The following is a 21,066-nucleotide window of genomic DNA, read 5'->3' as shown; positions in this document are numbered from 1 at the left end:
ATCAACGCCTACCTGAACCGGCCTGCCTGACTATTGTGTGACGCTTGCGCAGCCAGGGCCCCGAGGCCCGACGGTCACATTGTCGTTCAACCAGCCCCGGGCTTGAGGCTGAAGGCTTCGGCCCGCGCCAGATCGCGCAGCCGTGGTTACACAAGCCGCGCAGATGCCGGCAAGCCCTGGCAGGTGAAACCGGTCACTGGCACGCTCTGTCGCCCGCGCAGCTGTATCAGCGAATTACACCCTGCAACGCCTTGCGGACCCCTGGTCGGACGGGACTTGGGGGTTGCCACCTGCCGGCGAAGCCGGTGAAGGCCGAGAGTGTGATGGACCGCGCTCAGTCGCACTCAATCATGGTTCCACCCAGTATTCGGCAGCTCCGCCCTTGACTGTCACTGATGAATTGGCCGTTGCGGTTGTAGATTCCGCCATTGCTGTCGTAGCAAAGTGCACCATTGCAACTGGATAGAGGAACAGGCTGGGCCGCCCGCGGTGTGAAAACCGGCTTCGGTGGTTCCTGCATCAGCGGCGTATTGGAGCCGCATGCAGCATTGACGCTGGTGATTGCTGCATTGGTGCGTATCCGTTTTTCATCCAGGGAAAGGGTGCGAATGCTGGATACGAATTCCAGCTCCTTGCGCGCCTCCTTGCACTGGGAGGATGCGCCGAGCTGCTCCGGTGCAGGAGCATTAGCCTTGCGGGCCTGCTGTTCGATGACGCGCTGCTGGCTCTCGATCTGGCGCTGCTGCATTTCGTTCATCTGGCGCTGCTGCTTTCGCTCATTGGCCTCCGCGGCCTCGGCCCGTTCGCGGTAGATTTCATCGTCCGATTTTTTGCGCTGTATCAGTGCGCCGGATTGGTCGCTGCTGCAGGGGCTGTCTGAAAAAATCAGTTTTCCAGAAACATCCTTGCATTGATAGACCTGGGCGGCGGCAGGTAAAGCCAGAAATGTCGCAACGATTGTCAGAGTCAATAGGCGCATATGCATCTCGGTGAATGAATGGGAGTGATGGTATCCCGGTACGGTGAATCGGTTGAGATTAAGTTATTCCAATAGGCCGCTGCAAGGGATGCAGGGTCGGTATTGCCGCCAGGGGATGGCTGCCTGTGCTCGCTTGCCCGGAGTAAACTCGACCACCGCAGCACTGGCTGCACGATGGGAATGGAGCTTCCCGAAACCGCCCTGCAAGGGGCTGATGGCTCCTGCCTTGGTGGGGCGTGTCCTGCCGGTGGCAGGGCCGTGTCTTGATCCTGCCCGGCGCGCCCGTCCCGGTTGTTTGATGAAAGGACGGTCATGGGTATCTACGGTTTCATTTTGGTGTTCGTGGGCGGCGGCCTCGGCTCCGCGCTCCGGCATGGTTCGAACCTGCTTGCACTGCGGCTGGTGGGCAGTGCCTATCCGCTGGGCACCTTGGCGATCAATGTGCTGGGCGCTTTCGTGATGGGGGTGGTGGTGGAGTGGTTTGCGCTCAAGACTTCGCTGCCGCAGAGTGCGAGGCTGTTCATCACCACGGGCATTCTGGGCGGCTTCACCACGTTTTCGACCTACGCACTGGAGATCGGCATGCTGTACGAGCGCGGCGACTGGCTCGCTTCCGTGCTGTATGCGCTGGGTTCGCTGGTGTTGGGCGTTGCCGCGCTGTTTGCGGGGCTGGGGCTGGTTCGGATGGTGGCCCATTGAGGCGCCCTGATTGCGCTATGCTGTGCGCCATGGCCCGCCTGAACGCATCGCAGATTATTCGCACCATCCATTGGATGGTGGGTTAGCCAGCGGCCTTCAGCGCCATGCAACCCGCCCAGAAGAGGCGGGTTTTTTCATTCCGCCTCCAGGGTTTTTACAAGCCTTTCAGGAGATGGATATGCAGGTTTTCGAACCGTCCCGCCATGCGGACGACGCCCAGGCCGATTCCCGCGCTGCGCGGCCGGCCACGCTGCACATGGTCTGCGGCAAGATCGGCTCGGGCAAGTCGACGCTGGCACGGCAACTGGCGGCGCAGCCCGGCACGGTGCTGGTCAGCGAGGATTCCTGGCTGGCCGGTTTGTATCCTGGCGAGATGCAGTCGGTGGCCGACTATGTGCGCTGCAGCGCGCGGCTCAAGGGATTGATGGGGGCACATGTGCAGGCGCTGCTGGATGCCGGCGTTTCAGTGGTGCTGGACTTTCCTGCCAACACGCTGGAAGGCAGAGGTTGGGCGCGCAGCGTGTTCGAGAGGGTGGGTGCCTCCCACCGCCTGCATTTCCTGGATGTGCCCGATGAGGTCTGCAGCGCCTGCGTGCGCGCAATGCGGCGGGGGATCATCCCTTTCAGGCCAGCGATGAGCAGTTCGACCTGATCACCAGCTACTTTGTCGCGCCTTGCGCACAGGAGGGCTTCGACGTGGTGCATCACCCGTATGTACGGGCCTGACCGCAAAGGCCGTGCGGCCGCCGGCTCGCCCACTGGAACGCCTCCTCGATCGCCTACTCAATCCCCGCCAGACCGTGCCTGCACTTGCACCCAATAGCGTGTACGGGTGCTCAACTGCAAGGGGAAGCGGCTGACGAGCGCGGCCAGGGCGCGATCGGTGTCGTCCACGGGAAAGGCGCCCGAGACACGCAGGCCTGCCACCTCGGGCGTGCAGCCCAGGTAGCCGGGCCGGTAGCGGGCGAGGGCGTCGATCAGCTGGCCCAGCGGCATGTCCAGCGCGATCAGTCCGCCTTCGTGCCAGCTGGCGGCAAAGGGATCGGCAGACGCGGGTGGCTGGGCGGCGCTGGCCGAGAAGGCGGCGTGTTGCCCGGCCTGCAGCTCGGTGGGGGTGGCTTCGCTGTCCAGGGGCTGCAGGCGCACGGTCTTTTCCTGCACGTTGACATGGCACAGGCCGTCGTCCGCGACATGGACCGTGAAGCGCGTTCCCAGGGCCAGTACATGGCCTTGCGGGGTTTGCACACTGAAGGGGCGGCCCAGTGCGTCTGGCCCGGTGGCGACGAGGATGCGGCCGCGGTAAAGGCGCAGCAGGCGCTGGCGGTCGTCGAAAGCCACGTCCACGGAGGTGGCTGTATCCAGGGCCACCAGGGAGCCGTCGGGCAGCGTCAGGTCGCGGCGCTCGCCAGTGGCGGTGCGATGAGCGGCCTGCCAGTGCTCGAGCGGCGCGCCTTTCCAGGCGAGCCAGGCCGTGGCACCGCTGCCCAGGCCAAGGGCCACAGCACGCACCGCAGAACGGCGATTGGGGTCGGAGCGGCGGCCCAGCGCCTGGCGCGCCAAGGGTGCGGGCAGATGCGACAGCTGTGCGGTGACGGATTGCACGCGCAGCCAGGCGCGCTGGTGGGCGGGGTCGGCCTCGTGCCAGTCCGTCCAGGCCTGCTGCAGGCTTGGCGTCACCGCGGTGCCGCGCAGTTTCACATGCCAGGCAGCGGCCTCATGCAAGGCCCGTCGGTCGTTGCTTTCCAAAGATCCCTCGCCCATGTGGCTATGCCAGGACCAGGCAGCAATGCTCCATCGCCCGGGTCAGGTAGTTGCTGACGGTGCGCAGCGACACGCCCAGGCGCTCGGCGATCTCGGGGTAGCTCAGTTCCTCGAAATGGGACAGGACGAAGGCTTCGCGCACCTTGGGTGCAAGGCCCTGGAGCATGCGGTCCACGTCGAGCAGGGTCTGCTGGACGATGGCCTGCTCCTCGGGCGAAGGCGCCAGCGACTGCGGCAGCTGGGCAAGATAGTCCAGATAGGACTGCTCCAGCGTGCGGCGGCGAAACAGGTCGGTGACCAGGCCGCGGGCGATGGTGGCCAGGTAGCGCCTGGGCTCGCGGATGTCCTGCTGCGGCACTGGCGAGCGCAGCAGGCGCACGAAGGTGTCCTGGGCCAGGTCGGCCGCATCGTCACGGTTGCCCAGGCGCTTGCGCAGCAGGCTTTCCAGCCAGGGATGGTGATTCTGGTAGAGGCTGTGCACGGAGAGGGCTTGTGCGAAAGAAGCGGGGAGGCCGGGCGTAGAAGCCGAGATGGGCAACGTGGCGGTGTCGGTTGCAAAAGATAATAAGAATGCTTATCAATTATCTTTCACACAGGCTTTACTCCTGAGGACTGGGTATCTTTCTGTTGCATGTGCGCTACAGGGAGATGCTGGCGGAACTTCCACGCCGGCCCTGCGCCGGGCGATTGCGCTGGTAGGCGCTGGGCGGAGCGCCAAAGCTGCGCCGGAAGACGGCGGTGAAGGCGCTGGGACTGTCGTATCCATGGGAGAGCGCCACTTCCAGGACCGAGGCGCCAGCGGCCAGCCGGGGCAGGCTGAGCAGAAGACGGGCCTGGCGGCACCATGCGCCGAAGTTCATGCCGGTCTCGCGCAGGAACAGGCGTGCCAGCGTGCGGGGATGCATGTGCAGCCGCTGTGCCCAACTGGCCAGGCCGGCGTCCTGCGATGGGTCGTCCACAAAGCTGCGGCAGCAGGCGGCCAGGGCGCCATGCCGGGGCATGGGCACGTGCAAGGACAGGGCGCGGGCGCGCTCCATTTCGTCGAGGATCAACTGCATGACACGCTCCTCCCTGCCGCCCAGCGGGTAGTCCATGGGCAGCTCGATGGCCTCCAGCACGAGTTCGCGCAGCAGGGGCGTGACCTGCATCACTCGGCAGTCTTGCCACAGGCCGGGCCGCAGCCCCGGCTCCACGAACACGGTGCGCATGGCCACGGGGCCGGCGGCCATGTGGATGGCGTGCAGGGCCTGTGGTGGAACCCAGACGGCGCATCCCGGGGGGACGACCCAACTGCCCGAATCCGCGCGGATCAGCATCACTCCCTCGGTGGCATGCAGCAGCTGGCCGCGGCGGTGGGCATGCGGTGCGATGGCCGCGCCGGCCGCCATGTCTGTGGCAAAGGCCACGACCGGGCGGGCCGTGTGCTCGCCGTGCGGGGGCAATGGAGCGGCCGCAGGCACGTCATCCAGGCAGGCGCGGGTGCGGGCATGGGAAAGTGGACCACTTTGCCGGGTTGTCATTTTCTCGACGATTGTTGTTGCTTCGTAGCAGGAATGCAGATCATGCACTTTCTACGATGACCCACTTTCAATCCGCAGGAAAGTGGCAGGTATGGAGATGATTTCCCTTTCGAGAATGACGGACGTGACAGGAGGCAGGGCATGAACCGCGCACGTCTGGGGCTGCTTACGGGCACGCATGCCATCAACGACCTCTACCAGGGACTGGTTCCTGCGCTGTTGCCCTTCATGGTGCTGGAGCGCGGCTACAGCTATACGGAAGCCAGCGGCCTGATGCTGGCGGCCACGGGCCTGTCGAGCATGGTCCAGCCGCTGTTCGGCCTGTATGCCGACCGGTCGCCGCGGCCCTGGATGGTGCCGGCCGGCTTTGTGGTGGCCGCCCTGGGCCTGGCCCTGGTGGGCATGAGCCCGGACTACTGGGTCAGCTGGTTGGCTGCCGTGCTGTGCGGCCTGGGGATCGCGGCCTACCATCCGTCCGCAACGGTGGCGGCCCGCATGGCGGGCGGCAGCTCGCAGAAGGCGATGAGTGTGTTTTCGGTGGGCGGAACGGCGGGGGCATCGTTCGCTCCCATGCTGGCTGCGGCCGTGGTGGGCGCAGGCGCCTTGCACCGCAGCTGGATGCTGGCCCTGCCTGCAGCGGCCATGCTGGTGCTCTGGTATGCCTGTACCTGGCGGGATGGAGCCAAGGACCATTGCGCCACCCGGCGCCCGGCCGTGGCGCAGGGCGAATTGCCCGCCAACCACTGGCGCGCCTTCTTCCTGCTGTGCGGGGTCATCGTCTGCTGGTCGATTCCCTATGTGACGGTGCTGTCCACCCTGCCCATGTTCGTGACGCACGAGCTGGGCGGCTCGGACTTCATGGGAGCGGCCACGCTGACCTCATTCACAGCCGCTGCGGCGGTGGGCACTTTGCTGGGGGGCACGCTTGCAGATCGCCGGGGGCGCATGCAGGCCATCCGCGCCGGCTACCTGCTGGCATTGCCTGCTCTGGCGGCCCTGGCCCTGGCCTCCACGCCATGGATGGCGCTGGCCTGCACCATGGCCCTGGGCGTGTGCATGTTTCTTCCGTTTGCCGCCCAGGTCACGCTGGCCCAGGACTATCTGCCGCGCAACCAGGCCACGGCCAGCGGGCTGACCCTGGGGCTGGCCATGTCGATAGGCGGCATGGTGGCGCCGTTGTTCGGCATGCTGTCCGATGCGCGCGGACTGCGTTTTTCGTTGAGCGTCGTGCTGTGCATTCTGTGCGTTGCCGCGGCGCAGGCGTGGTGCATGCGCAATCGGCGCAGCGAGGGAAGTGCTGCACCGGCGGCTGTCAGGGCCTGATGCGCAGCCCCTGCCGCTGGGCAAGGCAAGAGACAGGCCCGGGCTCTCGCAGACCGGGTGGACGGGTTGGTCTCAGGGCGACCTCAGGCCGGTGTCTGCGCGCCGTGCGCTTCCATGCGTTCCAGGGCGGCACAGACATCGGCCATGCGGCCCGAGATGAACAGGCATTCGGGCTGCTCCTGCGGCGAGCGCTGGATGATGCGCAGACCCGAAGGCAGGGCCTGATCTGCCGGAAGGGAGGGCAGTTCGGGTTGCAGGGGCAGCAGCAGCTGCGCATCCCTGTGTTCTGGCAGCCGTGCTGACTTGCTGCGCCGCTGCTGGCTGCGGCGGCGTGCCTTGCTGAAGGACAGGATGGTCGCCTGCTCGGATTGCACAGGCGATTCGGGCTGGATGGTGCGCATGGCGGGCTCCATGGCGGCGGCGGGCAGGCGAATGCCCTGTGCCAGGCGCAGGAAGGACAGAGAAGACAGTGTTGGCAGAGCGAATCCCATGTGACGACTCCTGTTGGCGTATTTCAAAGAGGCATGGACACAGGCAGGATTGCGGTTTGCGGGCAAAGCTCCGCCCAGGGCGAAGCTGCAAGGCTTCGCGCCTACCACCTGGGCGGTGCATGAAATAGGGGGTGGCAACCCGTGCAGGGCTGCCCGTCCGGCTTACATGGACATGCTGTTGCGGATCAGCCCCACGGCCAGGCCTTCAATGGCAAAGGCCTCTTCGGGAGCGACGCGGATCACCGGGTAATCGGGGTTTTCCGGCAGGAGCTCCACGCCCTGCGTGGTGCGGCGCAGGCGCTTGACGGTGACTTCATCTCCCAGGCGTGCCACGACGATCTGCCCGTTGCGGGCTTCATGCGCGGACTGCACGGCCAGCAGATCGCCGTCCATGATGCCCGCGTCGCGCATGGACATGCCGCGCACGCGCAGCAGATAGTCCGGGCGGACCTGGAACAGGCTGGGTTCGACGGAATAGGTCTGGTCGATATGTTCCTGGGCGAGAATGGGCGAGCCCGCCGCAACGCGGCCCACCAGCGGCAGCATCAGCGGCGCCAGGGCCGACAGCGGCAGCCCGAAGCTGGTGCCGCGTGCGGCATTGATGTTGCGCACGGTGTCGGTACGCAGGCGAATGCCGCGGGAGGTGCCGCTGACCAGTTCGATCACGCCTTTGCGGGCCAGGGCCTGCAGGTGTTCCTCTGCTGCGTTGGCGGACTTGAAGCCCAGCGTGTTGGCGATTTCCGCGCGGGTGGGGGGAGCGCCCGTGCGGGAGATGGCGGCCTGGATCAGGTCCAGGATCTGTTGCTGGCGGGCGGTGAGCTTGGGATGGTCGAGCATGGCGTGCGTCCGGTCCTTGAATTCAGATGACAGGCAGAGAAGTCATCTGATGATTTATACAGTATCTGTATTTTTAACCAGTTTTCCAAGAGGTGCAAGTGGGGCAGTCAAAGTTGGTGATTCTTGGCACGGGCGGCACCATCGCCGGCCGGGCGGATTCGCAGTCGCAGGCAGTGGGATACAAGGCCGGACAGATCACGGTGCAGTCGCTGCTCGATGCCGTGCCGGATCTGGAGCAGCAGGCGCTGGGGCCTGTGCAGACGCAGCAGATCGCGCAGGTGGACAGCAAGGATATGGACTGGCCCGTGTGGCGCGCGTTGCTGTGTGCCTGCACGCAGGCGCTGGAGGATGCGGACACACGCGCCGTGGTGATCACGCATGGAACGGACACGCTGGAAGAGACGGCCTGGCTGCTGCACAGCCTGCTGCCTGCCACCAAGCCCATCGTGCTCACTTGCGCCATGCGCCCGGCCACGGCCCTGCTGGCCGACGGACCGCAGAATCTGCGCGATGCCGTGACCGTGGCCGCCAGCGGCGGGCGCAGCGGTGTGTGGGTGGTGGCCGGCGGCGAGGTGCATGCGGCGGCCCAGGTGCAAAAGGTCCACCCTTACCGACTGCAGGCCATGCGCTCCATGGAAGGTGGCCCGCAGGCCGTGGTGGAGGAAGGACGCGTGCGCTGGCTGGTGCCTGATGCGCCGGTCACGCCGGTCGCCCCCGTTGCGCGGATGGTGATTTCCGCTCCCGCTCTGTCTGACCTGCTGGCGCTGGATGAGCTGCCCTGGGTCGAGGTGGTGTTCAGCAGTGCCCTGGCGCGTGCCTGCGGCGTGGATGCGCTGGTGGCCGCAGGCGTGCGCGGCATCGTGGTGGCCGGCACGGGCAATGCGACCGTTCACGAAAGCATGGAAGCGGCCTTGCTGCGTGCGCGCGACAAAGGCGTCTGGATCTGGCGGGGCACGCGCTGTGCCGAAGGCCTGCCCGTTGCCTCGGGGCTTGGCACGGACCCCGCAGAGGCCGATCTGGTCCAACTGCCCGTGGCCAAGGCGCGGATTGCCATGATGCTGGCGCTGGCCGCGCAGCCGCGCGACTGATCCTCCGGGCGTCGCCGGCGCTTCAGATGCAGGCGGGCAACAAAAAAGCACCCGGCGGGTGCTTTTCTGGGGTCTGGCGCATGGCCTGCGTCATTCAGCCAGTGCTGCCAGGGCGCGCTGGGTGATGTCTTCCACCGAGCCCAGGCCGCTGATGGCGCGGTACTTGGGGGCTGCTGCGGCTTCCTTCTCGGCCCAGGCGCGGTAGTAGTCCACCAGCGGGCGGGTCTGGCTGCTGTAGACGTCCAGGCGCTTCTTGACCGTTTCTTCCTTGTCGTCCTCGCGCTGCACCAGCGGCTCGCCGGTCACGTCGTCCAGGCCTTCTACCTTGGGCGGGTTGAACGTGACGTGGTAGGTGCGGCCCGAAGCGGGGTGGGAGCGGCGGCCGCTCATGCGCTCGATGATGGCATCGAAGGGCACATCGATCTCGAGCACGTAGTCCAGCTTCACGCCGGCGGCCTTCATGGCGTCGGCCTGGGGAATGGTGCGGGGAAATCCGTCGAACAGGAAGCCGTTGGCGCAATCGGGCTGGGCAATGCGCTCCTTGACCAGATTGATGATCAGGTCGTCGCTGACCAGTTGGCCGGCGTCCATCACGGCCTTGGCCTGCTGGCCCAGGGGCGTGCCGGCCTTGACGGCGGCACGCAGCATGTCACCGGTGGAGATCTGGGGAATGCCGTACTTCTGGCAGATGAAAGCGGCTTGCGTGCCTTTGCCGGCGCCGGGTGCGCCCAACAAAATCAGTTTCATGGAAGTCCTTGAGGAGAGTAGAAATTCTTGTCTGCCGGATCGGCCCACCGGGGCGGACAGTCCATGCGTCATATTTTTGTCGCGGGCAAGGATAGCACGCACAGGGCCAACACTGGCTTACACGCACGGGGCAAAACTGTCGCCTGTGCAATCGCCAAAACCTGCGTTTTGCTGTCCGACAAAACCGCATGGGCGGTGTTGCTGCAAATGGCGATGCCCGGCATCGCCATTTGTGCGTTTTCAGCGGCCGGCCGATTCAGGCCGGCGGGTTGGACAGCTGGGCGCGCACCCGCTCCAGATCCTCGCGCGTGTCCACGCCAGGGCCGGGTGCATGGGGTGTGACATGGACGGCGATGCGGTGGCCGTGCCACAGCGCACGCAACTGCTCCAGGGCCTCCAGTGCCTCGGTGGGTGCCTGGGAAAGCTGGGGGAAGCTGCGCAGGAAGCCGGCGCGATAGCTGTAGATGCCGATGTGGCGCAGCGGTGCGAAGCCGGGGTGGCCCAAGGCGGCCGATTCCGTCTCCCACCATGCCTGGTCCGCATGCTCGCGCGCGAAGGGAATGGGCGCACGGCTGAAATAGTGGGCCATGCCCTGGGCATCGCAGACGACCTTGACCACGTTCGGGTTGACGAAGTCGGCAAGGCTGTCAATGGCATGCGCCGCCGTTCCCATGCTGGCCGAAGGTTGCCGGGGCAGCAGGGCGGCCACGGCGTCGATGAGTTCGGGGGCGATCAGCGGCTCGTCGCCCTGGACATTGACCACGATGTCATCGCCATCGAGACCCAGCAGCGCGCAGGCCTCGGCCAGTCGGTCGCTGCCGCTGGCATGGTCGTTGCGCGTGAGCACGGCCGCCACGCCATGCGCGGCGCAGGCGGCGAGGATGCTTTCGTCATCGGCTGCGACCACGCACCGTGCGGCGCCGCTGCGGCTGGCGCGCTGTGCCACGCGCACGACCATGGGAAGCCCTGCAATGTCGGCCAGAGGCTTGCCCGGCAGGCGGCTGGAAGACAGGCGGGCGGGAATCAGAACCGTGAAGGGCGCGGAGGACATGGTGCGTGCAGGAGTGAGGCGAAGGCGTGGGGCGGCGCAGGTGATGGGAAAAATCAGTCCTCGATCTCGTCGTCGTCCAGCGTGCGGGCCTCGGTTTCCAGCAGCACGGGAATGCCGTCGCGCACCGGGTAGGCCAGGCGCGCGCTGCGCGAGACCAGTTCCTGGTGCTCGCGGTCAAAGCGCAGCGGGCCTTTGGTGACGGGGCAGACCAGCAGTTCGAGAAGTTTGGCGTCCATGGCGGATCCTGTGTTTTGAAGGGAAAGGGCGGGCCGTGGCAGCCAGCCGAGACGGAGATGATAGTCAGGCGGGGCAGGGGCGCAGTGCCTGCAGCCGCTCATCCAGCAGCGCCCAGAAATCCGCCGGCAGCTGCAATTGCAGCGCAACCGCCCAGGCCTGGGGATGGGTGCGCCACAGCTTGACGGCATCTTTTTCGGTGCAGACCAGCGGGTCTTCGTTGCGCCCCAGGCGCTGGAAGCTCTCAAAATTATAGTGATCCGGCAGCGCCTGGACATGCTCCAGCGTCAGGCCTTGCTCGCGGGTCAGCATGGAGAAAAAGCCTTCGGGCCGGGCCACTGCCGCCACGGCCTCCACGGGCTGCGCACGCAGGGCGGACAGTGCGATGCGCTCGCCTTGGGCATTGACGGCTTCGCTGGACAGCTGGCGCCGCATGGCAAACGCGGGGGCGTCGGTGTCGGGGGCTGCGCCTGCATGCAGCACGGCGGTGACGGGGCGCGGCCAGGGCTCGCGCAGCGGGCCGGCCGGCAGCAGCCAGCCGTTGCCGATGCCGTCGTCATTGAAGACGCACAGCTCGATGTCGCGGGCCAGGGCCAGGTGCTGCAGGCCGTCGTCGCTGATGACCACATCCACCTGCGGATGGCGGGCGCGCAGGGCCTGGACGGCCTCGATGCGCTTGCGGGCCACGAAGACCGGCACGCCGCTGGCACGCGCCAGCAGCGCGGGCTCGTCACCCACGTCGGCGGGGGCGCTGTCAGGACGGGCCTCGCGGCAGTCGTCCGTGCTGCGGCCATAGCCGCGCGAGACGATGCCGGGACTCCAGCCGCCATCGCGCAGATGGCGGGCCAGGGCGAGCGTGACGGGGGTCTTTCCGGCGCCGCCCGCAATCACGTTGCCGACGACGATGACCGGAATGCCGGCCTGGCCCCCACGCCTGAAGCCCAGTTCATATGGCAGCCGATGCAGGCCCAGCAGGGCGCGGTACAGCAGGGACAGGGGAAGGAGCGCGCAGGCCAGCGGACCGCGGCGGCGCCAGGCCGCGCGAAGCCCCCGGGCTGCGGGGGCAGGACCAGTCCGGGGCATGGCGGCCTTGCCTTCAGCGCCCGGCGCTGGCCGAGGTCTGCGTGGCGAAGGTGATCTGGGACAGTCCGGCGCGGCGCGAGGCTTCCATCACCGATACCACGGACTGGTGCGGCGCAGTGGCATCGGCGCTGATGATGACCACGCTGTCCTTGCCGGCGACGGCCGCTGCGGCCAGCGCCTGGGTCAGGCCGGTGACGCTGCGGTCTTCCACGGCGGTCTTGTTGATGGCATAGCGGCCATCGGCTGCGATGGCGACGATGATTTCGCGGGGCCGGTCGCGCTGCTGCTCGACGTCGGCCACCGGAAGGGTCAGCTGCAGCTCGGTGAACTTGCTGTAGGTGGTGGACAGCATCAGAAAGATCAGCACCACCAGCAGCACGTCGATGAACGGGATCAGGTTGATCTCGGGCTCGTCACGGCGGCGGGGACGGAAGTTCATGTCAGGTCTCTCGCGTGCTGGTTCACTTGCCGCCGACGCGGGTGAGGTGGCGCACGAACTGTTCGGAAGCCAGCTCCATGCCCAGCAGGTAGCCGTCGACGCGGGCGCGGAAGTAGCGCCAGAAGATCAGGGCCGGAATGGCGACGATCAGGCCGAAGGCCGTGTTGTACAGGGCGATGGAGATGCCGGCCGCCAGCTGGGCGGGGTTGCTGCCGCCGGTGGCCGATGCGCCGCCTTGCGAGCCGAAGATCTCGATCATGCCGATCACCGTGCCCAGCAGGCCCAGCAAAGGGGCGGCAGAGGCGATGGTGGCCAGCGCGCTCAGGTGCTTTTCCAGCGTGTGGGCGGCGGCGCGGCCGGCGCCTTCCATGGACGCGCGCAGCTCTTCCTCGCTGCTGTCCGGATGGGCCTGCAGTGCGCGCAGCCCGCTGGCCAGGACCTCGCCCAGCGTGGAGTTCTGTGCCAGTTGCTGCACGACTTCCTGACTGGGCAGGCCGCGTGAGGACACGGAAATCGCCTCGCCCAACAGGGCAGGCGGCGCAACACGGGCTGTTTTCAGCGCCACGAAGCGTTCAAAGACCAGGGCCAGAGCCAGGATGGAGCAGGCAATCAGTGGCCAGATCGGCCAGCCTGCGGCTTGTATGATCGACAGCAAGTTGTTTTCCCCCCGCGTTTAACTGCAGCCGACGATTATGGCCCAGCCATGTGGCCGGTCCAGGCGTCCCGGCTGCGCGATCGGCCTAAAACTGTGACCGGGCGCAGCATCCAGGCAACGGGCGGTGTCCCGGTTTCTGGCCTCGGGCTTGCTCATATAGCACAATTTTCTGTGGATAACTTTGTTATCAAGCTGCCTGCGCAGATGCGGCGGCGACGGCGAATGACCACTGTGACAAATGTGAATTCTTTGTTTCAGTAAAAAATCTATTATTAATCAAATGCTTGCGAGGTGTTCTTGAGATTGCTTGTGCAAATCATCGCCAAAGTGCCTCTTCAAGGCTGCATCTGCCGGCCTGTGGAGAATGTTGCACTGCATGCTGACCGGGAGCCCGCATGAGCGGTGCATTTGGCGCAATGAATCCAGCAGCGGCGCCGCTGGTCTGGGAAGTCGGCGCGCTGTGCCGCGCCGTGAGCGATGCCTTGCAGGCGCGCTTCAATCCGGTGGCGGTGCGCGGCGAGATCAGCGGCTTCTCGCGCGCGGCCAGCGGCCATTGCTACTTCAGCATCAAGGACGCCGGCGGGCAGATCCGCTGCGCCATGTTCCGGCGCGCGGCCCAGCTCATGGACTTTTCGCCGCGCGATGGCGAGCTGGTCGAGTTGCGGGGCCGGCTGGGTGTCTACGAGCAGCGCGGTGATCTGCAACTGGTCGTCGAAAGCATGCAGCGTGCAGGCCAGGGCGCACTGTTCGAGCAGTTCCTGCGGCTGAAGGCGCAGCTGGAGGCCGAAGGCCTCTTCGATGCGGCGCGCAAGCGCAGCCTGCCGCCGCTGCCGCGCGGCATTGGCGTGGTGACTTCGCCGGGGGCTGCCGCGCTGCACGACGTGATCACCGCGCTGCGCCGCCGCGTGCCCCACATCCCCGTGGTGCTGGTGCCGGCCCTGGTGCAGGGCGCGCAGGCACCGGCCTCGCTGATCGACGCGCTGCAAAGGCTTTATGGGCTGGCGCAGGAAGGCGCGGGATCGGTGGCCGGCGCGCCGCACATCGACACCATCTTGCTGGTGCGCGGCGGCGGCTCCATCGAAGACCTCTGGGCCTTCAATGACGAGCGCCTGGCCCGCACCATCGTGCAAAGCCCGGTGCCGCTGATCAGCGGCGTGGGGCACGAGACCGACTTCACCATTGCCGACTTCTGCGCCGACCTGCGCGCGCCCACGCCCACGGCGGCGGCAGAGTTGGTGAGCCAGCCGCGCGACGTCTGGTTGGGTGCGCTGCAGCTCATGCAGGGCCGGCTGGAGGACGGGGTGCAACGACTTCTGGACCGCCAGCAGCAGCGCCTTGACCTGGCGTCGCAGCGCCTGGGCCGGCCCAGCGAACAGCTGGCGCGCAGCCGGCTGCAGCTCAGCCGCCAGGCGCAGCGCCTGCGCCATGCCATGCAGTTGAGGCTGCAGCGCATGGACCATGCGGGGCAGGGCCTGCAGGCGCAGCTGCCTGCGGGCATGCGCCGCGGCCTGGACAGGCGTGCGGATCACCTGGCGCGCATGGAGCTTCGCCTGCAACTGCTGGACCCGCGCCTGGTGCTGCAGCGAGGTTATGCCCTGCTCACCGATGCCGAGGGCCATCCCGTGACCGAGGCGCGCCGTGCGCCACCGGGCACGGCGCTGCAGGCGCAACTGGCGGACGGCAGCCTGGACCTGGTGGTGACGCAGCCGCGCCTGCTCTGAACTGCGGCCCGCTGTGTGCAGCGTTCGGCGTGCAGGGAGTGGCGGGCGGCAGGCGGTATCCGTGTAGGCCGATTGGCCGGATTGCGGTCAATTCACATCCACCCTCGCGGCAGCGGGCCAAGATGGCCGATTTGGAGCGCGCTTTCGCCGCAGGGTCACGAACTTGTTCCTACAATGCCCGTTCGGGTGCGTGAGGGCCAGGGCTCGCAGCAATGCGCGCAATGCAGGCCCCGCGCGACGGTCACGGCAGGCGCTGCATGCGCTCTGCGCAACAGGTGCTGGCCCGTCCTAAAAGATTTCAACCACGAAGGAAACACCATGGAACATACCTTGCCCCCTCTGCCCTATGCGATTGACGCGCTGGCACCCCACTACAGCCAGGAAACGCTGGAGTACCACCATGGCAAGCACCACAACGCCTATGTGGTGAACCTGAACAATCTGCAAAAGGGCACCGAATTCGAAAGCATGACCCTGGAAGAGATCGTCAAGAAGTCTTCCGGCGGCATCTACAACAACGCAGCCCAGATCTGGAACCACACCTTCTTCTGGAACTGCATGGCCCCCAACGGTGGCGGCGAGCCCACCGGCGCCCTGGCTGACGCCATCAACAAGAAGTGGGGCAGCTATGCCGCCTTCAAGGAAGCCTTCGTGAAGTCGGCCGTGGGCAACTTCGGCTCCGGCTGGACCTGGCTGGTGAAGAAGGCCGACGGTTCGGTGGACATCGTCAACACCGGCGCCGCCGGCACGCCCCTGACCACGCAAGACAAGGCCCTGCTGACCGTGGACGTCTGGGAGCACGCCTACTACATCGACTACCGCAACCTGCGTCCCAAGTTCGTCGAGACCTTCCTCGACAAGCTGGTGAACTGGAAGTTTGCCGAGCAGAATTTCGCCTGATCGAAGCAGCTGCCAGCAATGTGCACGCGCAACGTGCACGCAGCGCCCAAAAAGCCCCGAAAGGGGCTTTTTGGCTTTCTGGCTGAGGCCGGGGTGCCGCCGTTCAGCGGCGCTGACCGCGCAGCCGCCACCCCGTCCACAGCGCCGTGCACACCAGTAGCAGCGTGGCGCCGGCGATCACGGCGCTGAAACCCTGGCCGAAGGCCGTGCGTGCCAGTTCGGTCAACTGGTGCGCGGCCTGAGGCCTCAGCTGTTCGGCGGCCAGCAGGGCTTCGTCCAGGCTGTCGCGCACGGAATCGGGCAGGGCCAGGCCCAGCCCCTCAGGCAGGCGCAAAGAGCCTGCGTACACGGCCGACAGCAGGCTGCCCATCAGCGTCACGCCCAGGGCGCCGCCCAGCTCGTATGACACCTCCTCGACCGAAGCCGCCATGCCTGCACGGTCTGCGGGAGCGCTTTGCATGATGGTGCTCGACGCCGTGGTCATGGCCGCGCCTATGCCCAGGCCCAGCAGGGCCAGCGCTGCCGCCTGCGGCCACCAGCCCATGTCATGGACCAGCAGGTAGCCGCCCATGCCCAGGCCCGACAGCAACAGGGAGGCCGGCAGCATGCGGGCCCCACCCACTCGCGGCAGCCAGTGGCCTGCGACGGGGCCGGCAACAAAGGCGGCCAGCGGCAGCGGCAGCACGGCCAGGCCCGCCTGCAGCGGAGACAGGCCCTGCACCAGTTGCAGGCGCTGGCTGAAGACCAGTTCCATGCCGATCAGCGCTGCCGCTGCCACCAGGGCCGAGGCCACGGCCGTGGCAAAGGCCGGGTTGCGGAACAGGGCGAAGTCCAGCAGCGGGTCGCTGCTGCGCCGCTGGCGCCGCACGAACAGGGCAAGAAAGCCCAGGCCCAGCACCAGGACCACGGCGGCCAGGGCCCAGTCGGGCGATTGCTTGCCAGCCTCCTTGATCGCGTAGGTGCTTGCCACCAGGCCTGCCATGACCTGCAGCGAGCCCACAAAGTCCCAGGGCCGCTGCGAGGTGGCGCCGCCTGCGGGAATCAGCCACCAGGCCAGGGGCAGGGCCAGCAGCACGATGGGCACGTTGATCAGGAACACCGAGCCCCACCAGAAATACTCCAGCAGCAGCCCGCCTACCACGGGGCCGAAGGCCGCACCGCCCGATGCCACCGAGGCCCAGATGCCGATGGCCAGCGCGCGCTCGCGCTCATCGGCAAAGCTCAGGCGGATCAGGGACAGCGTGGCCGGCATCATCATGGCCGCGCCCACGCCCAGCAGCGCGCGCGCCGCAATCAGCAGGGCGGGCGAGGGCGCAAAGGCCGCGCACAGCGATGCCAGGCCGAACACGCACAGCCCGGCCATGAACAGCCGCTTGTGGCCGAGCCTGTCGCCCAGCGTGCCCATGCCCAGCAGCAGGCCGGAAACCACCAGGGCATAGATATTGACGATCCACAGCTTGGCGGAGGCCGTGGCCGCCAGGTCATGCGTGAGGCGCGGCAGTGCCGTGTAGAGCACCGTCATGTCGATGACGATGAGCAGCAGCGCCACCGAGACGATGGCCAGCACCAGCCAGCGGCGCGGGTCGGCCGCCAGAGATTTGGAGGGATGCCCCGCAGCGGGGACCCGGGTTTGCGTCGTGAACGCCATAAAGCACCTGTTTGCCCCTGGCCTTGTGGGCCGGAGCTTCCTTTGGATGAAAGCCGCAGTTTCCATCAATAAAATGCTTTATCAAAGTTTGATTCAATCCATAAAATTGATGGATGGAATGGACACTGGACAGACTGAGGCATTTCGTGGCGGTGGCCGAGGCCGGCACCATGACCGAGGCTGCGCGCCGCCTGGGCCGTGCGCAATCGGCCGTGAGCACGGCCATCGGCCTGCTGGAGGCCGATCTGGGGCTGGAGCTGTTCGACCGTGTGGGACGCCATGTGCGGCTCACGGCCGCAGGCGAGGTCATGCTGCTGGAGGCCCGGTCCCTGCTGCACCAGGCCCAGGCCATGGACCACCGCGCACGCGCCCTGGCCGCAGGCGGGCAGGCGCGCCTGGCCGTTGCGCTGGACGAGGCATTGCCCTATGTGCCGCTGGCCCAGCTGTTCAAGGAGCTGGCGGCACGCTTTCCGGCCATGGAGCTGACCGTGCTGAACGGCACGGCCTCCGAAGTGGCCGAGCATGTGGCGGCGCAGCGTGCCCAGGTCGCCTTCCAGTTCGACCGAGCGCCTGCGCCGGCCACCTGTGCCCAGCGCCATATCGGCAGCGTGCCGCAGACCATTTGCGTGGCCAAGGGCCATGTGCTCGATGGCGCAGAGCCCTTGACGCGCAGGCAGCTGGCCGCGCACCGCCAGTTGCTGATGCACATCGAAGGCGTGGAGGACACCGTGCTCAGTCCCGCCGTCTGGCGCTCCAACAGCTTCTATGTGATTGCCGACATGGTGGCCGACGGCCTGGGCTGGGCCATCCTGCCGGTCAATATTGCCGAGTTCGGCGATCTGCGCCCGCATCTGCGGCAACGCGCCTGCGAGGGGCTGGCGCTGCCGCCGCTGACCGTGCGCATGCTCTGGCTGGAAGGGCTGGCGCCCGGGGTCGAAGCGCTGTGGATGCGCCAGCGCCTGGCCGAGCTGCTGGCCTTGATGGCCACGGCCTGAGCGGTCTGGGCTGGCGCGGGCGTTGGGGCCGTGTTCAGGTGCAGGCAGCGGCTGCGTCTTCGGCAGGCGGGCTCTCTTTCGTTCGTGCCTGGCGTGCGGCCAGCACGCCCAGGGCCCACATGACAGCACCGGCCAGCAGCGCCACCACGAAGGAGATGCGCGCGCCCCACAGGTCGGTGGCCCAGCCGGCGGCGGCCGCGCCCAGGGCCACGCCCATGGCAATGCCGGTCAGCAGCCAGGTCATGCCCTCCGTCAGGCGCTGGGGCGGCACCTGCTGCTCCACCAGGCCCATGGCCACGGTGATGGTCGGGCCGAAGGTAATGCCGGCCAGCAGCACGGCCAGGGTCAGCGTGAACACATTGGTGGCCAGCAGCAGGGGCACGGCCGTGATGCAGACCGAGGCGCCCACCCAGGCGATCTGGCGGTGCAGCGGCGCCTTCAGGCGCAGCGTGCCGAACACCAGTCCCATCACGCAGGAGCCCAGCGCATAGAACGACAGCACGATGCTGGCCGCCGCCGGCTGGCCCTGCTGCGTGGCAAAGGCCACGCTGGCCACGTCGATGGTGCCCACGATGATGCCCTGGGCCAGCATGAACAGCGCCAGCGTGCGTACCACGGGATGGCGGGCCAGCGACTGCTGGCGCGTGCGCCGCTGCGATGTGTCCACGGGTGGCTCTGTACGGCGCTGGGCCACGAACAGCGCCACGCCCACCAGCAGCAGCAAGGAGGCGGCCAGCGGCCCGGCCTCGGGGAACAGCACCATGCTCAGGCCGACCGACAGGGGCGGGCCGACGATGAAGCAGACATCGTCCAGCACGGCCTCCAGCGCATAGGCCGTCTGCAGTTGTGGCGTGCCGCGCAGCAGCACGGTCCAGCGCGCACGCACCATGGCCGGCATGCTGGGCAGGGCACCCACCAGCGCTGCCAGCACCAGCAGCAGCCACTCCGGTCCCTGCCAATGCGCGCACGCCAGCAGCGCAAACATGGCGGCAGCACTCACGGCCGCCGCCCAGGGCAGGACCTTGCGCTGGCCATGGCGGTCCACCAGGGCCGAGATGCGGGGCGCCAGCACCGCGATGGACAGCGCAAAGCAGGCAGCGACCGCGCCGGCCAGCGTGTAGGCGCCGCGCTGCTGGGACAGCATGGTGATCAGGCCGATACCCGTCATGGAAAGGGGCAGGCGGGCCAGGAGACCGGCCAGCACAAAGGCGGCCGTGCCGGGCCGGGAGAACAGCTGGCGGTAGGCGTGGAACATGGAAACCTCGGAAAAACGGACAGGCCGCTGCAATCACATACGCGGCGTATGTCAGCGATTCTACGGGTTGCCCATGACGCGCCGTATCATTGGCATACGTTTTGTATGTGAATGGAGTGCGCCATGCGCAAAAGCCGGGCCAGCATGATCGAGGAGACACGCGCCAAGCTCATCGAGGCTGCGCGCGAGGCCTTTGGCAGCCAGGGCTATGCCCAGGCCTCCATGGACGAACTGACGGCCAAGGCCGGCCTGACGCGCGGCGCGCTGTACCACCATTTCGGCGGCAAGCCGGGCCTGCTGGCCGCCGTGGTGGCGCAGATGGATGCCGAAATGGACGCGCGCCTGGAGCAGGTGCTGGCCGACCATGCAGATCCCTGGGAGGGGTTCCTGGCCTACTGCCGTGCCTACCTGGCCATGGCGCAGGAGGGCGAGATACGCCGCATCGTGCTGCAGGATGCGCGCGCCGTGCTGACGGGCACGGACCAGGGCGAGCAGCACCGTGCCTGCATCGCCTTCGTGGCCGGCTACCTGGAGCAGCTCATGGAGCGCGGCGTGATCGTGCGTGCCAATCCGCTGGCCATGTCGCGCCTGCTCAATGGCTGCCTTGTGGAGTCGGCATTCTGGATTGCCGAGGAAGGAGCGCCCCCCGAACGCCTGCAGCAGGCGCTGCAGGCGCTGGAGTTGACGCTCAAGGGGTGGAAGGCGCCTGCGAGGGGCTGAGCGGCGCTGCGCCAGCCCGCCCTCGCTCGAACTTCACTCGTGCTTCACTCGTACTTCTTTTCCAGCGCATCCCAGAACGGCTTGTTGACCAGGCGCTGGCGCTCGGCAAAGGGGGCGACCACGGCGGGGTTCTCGTCCACCCTGCGCTCGTTGCGCAGTTGGCCCAGCGCCTTTTGCATGCCGGCCACGGCGCCTTGCAGCGCGGCATTGGCATACAGCACCAGGCCATAGCCCAGGTCTGCCAGCTCGCCCGCGTCGGTGATGGGCGTCTTGCCTCCGATCACCATGTTCATCAGCTGCGGCGTGGACAGGCGCTGGGGCAGGGCGCGGATTTCTTCGGCCTGGGTCACGGCCTCCACGAAGAGGATGTCGGCTCCCGCCTCGGCAAAGCGCTGGGCGCGCTCGACGGCAGCCTCGAAGCCCTGCGTGGCGCAGGCATCGGTGCGCGCCATGATCAGCGTGCCCTGGTCGCGGCGCGCGTCCACGGCGGCCTTGATCTTGCCCAGCATTTCCTCGGTGGAAATCACTTCCTTGCCATTGAAATGGCCGCAGCGCTTGGGGCTTATCTGGTCCTCGATCTGGATGCAGTCGGCGCCCGCGCGCTCCAGCGTGCGCACGGCGTGGTAGGTGTTGAGCGCGTTGCCGAAGCCGGTGTCGGCATCGACGATCAGCGGCAGATCCACCGCGTCGCGGATGCGGGCCGTGTGGTCGGCGATGTCGGTCAGGCCCATGAAGGCCTGGTCGGGCAGGCCGAACCACATATTGGTCACGCCGGCGCCGGTCACATAGATGGCCTCGAAGCCGAGATCGGCCACGACGCGCGCGGACAGTGCGTTGAATGCGCCGGGCACGAGCACGCCGCGGCGCGCTTCGGCCAGGGCCTTGAGTTGTTGCTTGGTGTTCATGGAGGGTTCTGTCGG

General features: G+C 67.1%; 22 protein-coding genes, 1 pseudogene and 1 riboswitch. Of the genes and pseudogenes, 8 read left to right on the top strand and 15 right to left on the bottom strand.

Annotation, left to right across the window (positions count from 1 at the left end; genetic code table 11):
* Positions 1 to 334: 334 nt before the first annotated feature.
* Complete coding sequence (locus ACF8LI_RS12790) at positions 335 to 979, bottom strand: DUF4124 domain-containing protein (protein WP_016453526.1); 645 nt, start codon at positions 977 to 979, stop codon at positions 335 to 337.
* A gap of 167 nt (positions 980 to 1,146) precedes the next feature.
* A riboswitch (Fluoride riboswitch) is annotated at positions 1,147 to 1,210 on the top strand.
* Positions 1,211 to 1,291: 81 nt separating this feature from the next.
* Between ACF8LI_RS12790 and crcB the strand changes: the two genes are divergently transcribed.
* A complete protein-coding gene (gene crcB, locus ACF8LI_RS12785; protein ID WP_016445889.1) occupies positions 1,292 to 1,678 on the top strand; it encodes a fluoride efflux transporter CrcB in 387 nt (128 codons plus the stop codon).
* 178 nt (positions 1,679 to 1,856) lie between these two features.
* Positions 1,857 to 2,404 (top strand): annotated as a pseudogene (locus ACF8LI_RS12780) (AAA family ATPase).
* A gap of 57 nt (positions 2,405 to 2,461) precedes the next feature.
* On the opposite strand, the gene ACF8LI_RS12775 reads toward ACF8LI_RS12780, so the two are convergent.
* The 3 genes from ACF8LI_RS12775 to ACF8LI_RS12765 form a co-directional block, all read right to left on the bottom strand.
* On the bottom strand, positions 2,462 to 3,424 hold the full coding sequence (locus ACF8LI_RS12775; protein WP_250439032.1) for a FecR domain-containing protein: 963 nt from the start codon (positions 3,422 to 3,424) through the stop codon (positions 2,462 to 2,464).
* A 19-nt stretch (positions 3,425 to 3,443) separates the two neighbouring features.
* Complete coding sequence (locus ACF8LI_RS12770) at positions 3,444 to 3,920, bottom strand: sigma-70 family RNA polymerase sigma factor (protein ID WP_017405010.1); 477 nt, start codon at positions 3,918 to 3,920, stop codon at positions 3,444 to 3,446.
* Positions 3,921 to 4,077: 157 nt separating this feature from the next.
* Entirely contained in the window at positions 4,078 to 4,959 is an 882-nt protein-coding gene (locus ACF8LI_RS12765; protein WP_047472432.1) for a helix-turn-helix transcriptional regulator, read from the bottom strand.
* 141 nt (positions 4,960 to 5,100) lie between these two features.
* Here ACF8LI_RS12765 and ACF8LI_RS12760 point away from each other — a divergent pair, with 141 nt between their 5' ends.
* Entirely contained in the window at positions 5,101 to 6,282 is a 1,182-nt protein-coding gene (locus ACF8LI_RS12760) for an MFS transporter (protein WP_392412964.1), read from the top strand.
* Positions 6,283 to 6,365: 83 nt separating this feature from the next.
* Here the strand turns inward: ACF8LI_RS12760 and ACF8LI_RS12755 are convergent, their stop codons facing one another.
* Together ACF8LI_RS12755 and lexA are read right to left on the bottom strand one after the other, a co-directional pair.
* Positions 6,366 to 6,773 (bottom strand): hypothetical protein, encoded by a 408-nt coding sequence (locus tag ACF8LI_RS12755; RefSeq protein ID WP_016445895.1) that lies wholly within the window; start codon positions 6,771 to 6,773, stop codon positions 6,366 to 6,368.
* Positions 6,774 to 6,935: 162 nt separating this feature from the next.
* Positions 6,936 to 7,610, bottom strand: a complete 675-nt coding sequence (lexA, locus tag ACF8LI_RS12750; protein WP_016445896.1) for a transcriptional repressor LexA — start codon at positions 7,608 to 7,610, stop codon at positions 6,936 to 6,938.
* Between the two features lie 98 nt (positions 7,611 to 7,708).
* Between lexA and ACF8LI_RS12745 the strand changes: the two genes are divergently transcribed.
* Entirely contained in the window at positions 7,709 to 8,698 is a 990-nt protein-coding gene (locus ACF8LI_RS12745) for an asparaginase (protein ID WP_376753349.1), read from the top strand.
* 90 nt (positions 8,699 to 8,788) lie between these two features.
* Here ACF8LI_RS12745 and adk read toward each other — a convergent pair whose 3' ends face one another.
* The 6 genes from adk to ACF8LI_RS12715 form a co-directional block, all read right to left on the bottom strand.
* Positions 8,789 to 9,445 (bottom strand): adenylate kinase, encoded by a 657-nt coding sequence (gene adk / locus ACF8LI_RS12740; protein ID WP_016445898.1) that lies wholly within the window; start codon positions 9,443 to 9,445, stop codon positions 8,789 to 8,791.
* A 256-nt stretch (positions 9,446 to 9,701) separates the two neighbouring features.
* Positions 9,702 to 10,496 (bottom strand): 3-deoxy-manno-octulosonate cytidylyltransferase, encoded by a 795-nt coding sequence (gene kdsB / locus ACF8LI_RS12735; RefSeq protein ID WP_017405014.1) that lies wholly within the window; start codon positions 10,494 to 10,496, stop codon positions 9,702 to 9,704.
* A gap of 53 nt (positions 10,497 to 10,549) precedes the next feature.
* On the bottom strand, positions 10,550 to 10,732 hold the full coding sequence (locus ACF8LI_RS12730) for a Trm112 family protein (RefSeq protein WP_016445900.1): 183 nt from the start codon (positions 10,730 to 10,732) through the stop codon (positions 10,550 to 10,552).
* Between the two features lie 64 nt (positions 10,733 to 10,796).
* Positions 10,797 to 11,813 carry a tetraacyldisaccharide 4'-kinase gene (gene lpxK, locus ACF8LI_RS12725; RefSeq protein ID WP_392412961.1) on the bottom strand — a complete coding sequence of 339 codons (1,017 nt, stop codon included), beginning with the start codon at positions 11,811 to 11,813 and terminating at the stop codon, positions 10,797 to 10,799.
* Positions 11,814 to 11,826: 13 nt separating this feature from the next.
* The gene (locus ACF8LI_RS12720; protein WP_012205405.1) at positions 11,827 to 12,252 is read right to left on the bottom strand and encodes a biopolymer transporter ExbD; all 426 of its coding nucleotides are present in this window, start codon (positions 12,250 to 12,252) and stop codon (positions 11,827 to 11,829) included.
* Positions 12,253 to 12,274: 22 nt separating this feature from the next.
* Positions 12,275 to 12,907, bottom strand: a complete 633-nt coding sequence (locus ACF8LI_RS12715) for a MotA/TolQ/ExbB proton channel family protein (RefSeq protein ID WP_016445902.1) — start codon at positions 12,905 to 12,907, stop codon at positions 12,275 to 12,277.
* A gap of 395 nt (positions 12,908 to 13,302) precedes the next feature.
* Between ACF8LI_RS12715 and xseA the strand changes: the two genes are divergently transcribed.
* Complete coding sequence (xseA, locus tag ACF8LI_RS12710; protein ID WP_310039467.1) at positions 13,303 to 14,628, top strand: exodeoxyribonuclease VII large subunit; 1,326 nt, start codon at positions 13,303 to 13,305, stop codon at positions 14,626 to 14,628.
* Positions 14,629 to 14,946: 318 nt separating this feature from the next.
* Positions 14,947 to 15,528, top strand: coding sequence for a superoxide dismutase (locus ACF8LI_RS12705; protein ID WP_016445904.1), 582 nt, complete (start codon positions 14,947 to 14,949; stop codon positions 15,526 to 15,528).
* Positions 15,529 to 15,631: 103 nt separating this feature from the next.
* Here the strand turns inward: ACF8LI_RS12705 and ACF8LI_RS12700 are convergent, their stop codons facing one another.
* Positions 15,632 to 17,176 (bottom strand): MFS transporter, encoded by a 1,545-nt coding sequence (locus ACF8LI_RS12700; RefSeq protein WP_154834401.1) that lies wholly within the window; start codon positions 17,174 to 17,176, stop codon positions 15,632 to 15,634.
* A gap of 113 nt (positions 17,177 to 17,289) precedes the next feature.
* Between ACF8LI_RS12700 and ACF8LI_RS12695 the strand changes: the two genes are divergently transcribed.
* Positions 17,290 to 18,171, top strand: a complete 882-nt coding sequence (locus ACF8LI_RS12695) for a LysR family transcriptional regulator (RefSeq protein ID WP_016445906.1) — start codon at positions 17,290 to 17,292, stop codon at positions 18,169 to 18,171.
* Positions 18,172 to 18,205: 34 nt separating this feature from the next.
* On the opposite strand, the gene ACF8LI_RS12690 is transcribed toward ACF8LI_RS12695, so the two are convergent.
* Positions 18,206 to 19,426, bottom strand: coding sequence for an MFS transporter (locus ACF8LI_RS12690; RefSeq protein WP_017405018.1), 1,221 nt, complete (start codon positions 19,424 to 19,426; stop codon positions 18,206 to 18,208).
* Between the two features lie 123 nt (positions 19,427 to 19,549).
* Between ACF8LI_RS12690 and ACF8LI_RS12685 the strand changes: the two genes are divergently transcribed.
* A complete protein-coding gene (locus ACF8LI_RS12685; protein ID WP_026062285.1) occupies positions 19,550 to 20,146 on the top strand; it encodes a TetR/AcrR family transcriptional regulator in 597 nt (198 codons plus the stop codon).
* A 44-nt stretch (positions 20,147 to 20,190) separates the two neighbouring features.
* Here the strand turns inward: ACF8LI_RS12685 and ACF8LI_RS12680 are convergent, their stop codons facing one another.
* Positions 20,191 to 21,051, bottom strand: a complete 861-nt coding sequence (locus tag ACF8LI_RS12680) for an oxaloacetate decarboxylase (RefSeq protein WP_016445909.1) — start codon at positions 21,049 to 21,051, stop codon at positions 20,191 to 20,193.
* Positions 21,052 to 21,066: the final 15 nt, after the last annotated feature.

It is taken from the genome of Delftia sp. WSY_12 (assembly GCF_043104645.1).
Taxonomy (GTDB): domain Bacteria; phylum Pseudomonadota; class Gammaproteobacteria; order Burkholderiales; family Burkholderiaceae_C; genus Comamonas; species Comamonas tsuruhatensis.
Note: the sequence above shows the minus strand (reverse complement) of the source record. Positions and strands in the feature narration are given on the sequence as shown.

Excerpts from the sequence above, each read along its gene's own strand:
- ACF8LI_RS12790 (WP_016453526.1), bottom strand. The coding sequence starts at position 979 with ATGCGCCTATTGACTCTGACAATCGTTGCGACATTTCTGGCTTTACCT.
- ACF8LI_RS12700 (WP_154834401.1), bottom strand. The coding sequence starts at position 17,176 with ATGGCGTTCACGACGCAAACCCGGGTCCCCGCTGCGGGGCATCCCTCC.
- ACF8LI_RS12765 (WP_047472432.1), bottom strand. The coding sequence starts at position 4,959 with ATGACAACCCGGCAAAGTGGTCCACTTTCCCATGCCCGCACCCGCGCC.
- ACF8LI_RS12720 (WP_012205405.1), bottom strand. The coding sequence starts at position 12,252 with ATGAACTTCCGTCCCCGCCGCCGTGACGAGCCCGAGATCAACCTGATC.
- xseA (WP_310039467.1), top strand. The coding sequence starts at position 13,303 with ATGAGCGGTGCATTTGGCGCAATGAATCCAGCAGCGGCGCCGCTGGTC.
- ACF8LI_RS12760 (WP_392412964.1), top strand. The coding sequence starts at position 5,101 with ATGAACCGCGCACGTCTGGGGCTGCTTACGGGCACGCATGCCATCAAC.
- crcB (WP_016445889.1), top strand. The coding sequence starts at position 1,292 with ATGGGTATCTACGGTTTCATTTTGGTGTTCGTGGGCGGCGGCCTCGGC.
- ACF8LI_RS12755 (WP_016445895.1), bottom strand. The coding sequence starts at position 6,773 with ATGGGATTCGCTCTGCCAACACTGTCTTCTCTGTCCTTCCTGCGCCTG.
- ACF8LI_RS12680 (WP_016445909.1), bottom strand. The coding sequence starts at position 21,051 with ATGAACACCAAGCAACAACTCAAGGCCCTGGCCGAAGCGCGCCGCGGC.
- ACF8LI_RS12705 (WP_016445904.1), top strand. The coding sequence starts at position 14,947 with ATGGAACATACCTTGCCCCCTCTGCCCTATGCGATTGACGCGCTGGCA.
- kdsB (WP_017405014.1), bottom strand. The coding sequence starts at position 10,496 with ATGTCCTCCGCGCCCTTCACGGTTCTGATTCCCGCCCGCCTGTCTTCC.
- ACF8LI_RS12690 (WP_017405018.1), bottom strand. The coding sequence starts at position 19,426 with ATGTTCCACGCCTACCGCCAGCTGTTCTCCCGGCCCGGCACGGCCGCC.
- adk (WP_016445898.1), bottom strand. The coding sequence starts at position 9,445 with ATGAAACTGATTTTGTTGGGCGCACCCGGCGCCGGCAAAGGCACGCAA.
- lpxK (WP_392412961.1), bottom strand. The coding sequence starts at position 11,813 with ATGCCCCGGACTGGTCCTGCCCCCGCAGCCCGGGGGCTTCGCGCGGCC.
- ACF8LI_RS12695 (WP_016445906.1), top strand. The coding sequence starts at position 17,290 with ATGGAATGGACACTGGACAGACTGAGGCATTTCGTGGCGGTGGCCGAG.
- ACF8LI_RS12730 (WP_016445900.1), bottom strand. The coding sequence starts at position 10,732 with ATGGACGCCAAACTTCTCGAACTGCTGGTCTGCCCCGTCACCAAAGGC.
- ACF8LI_RS12685 (WP_026062285.1), top strand. The coding sequence starts at position 19,550 with ATGCGCAAAAGCCGGGCCAGCATGATCGAGGAGACACGCGCCAAGCTC.
- lexA (WP_016445896.1), bottom strand. The coding sequence starts at position 7,610 with ATGCTCGACCATCCCAAGCTCACCGCCCGCCAGCAACAGATCCTGGAC.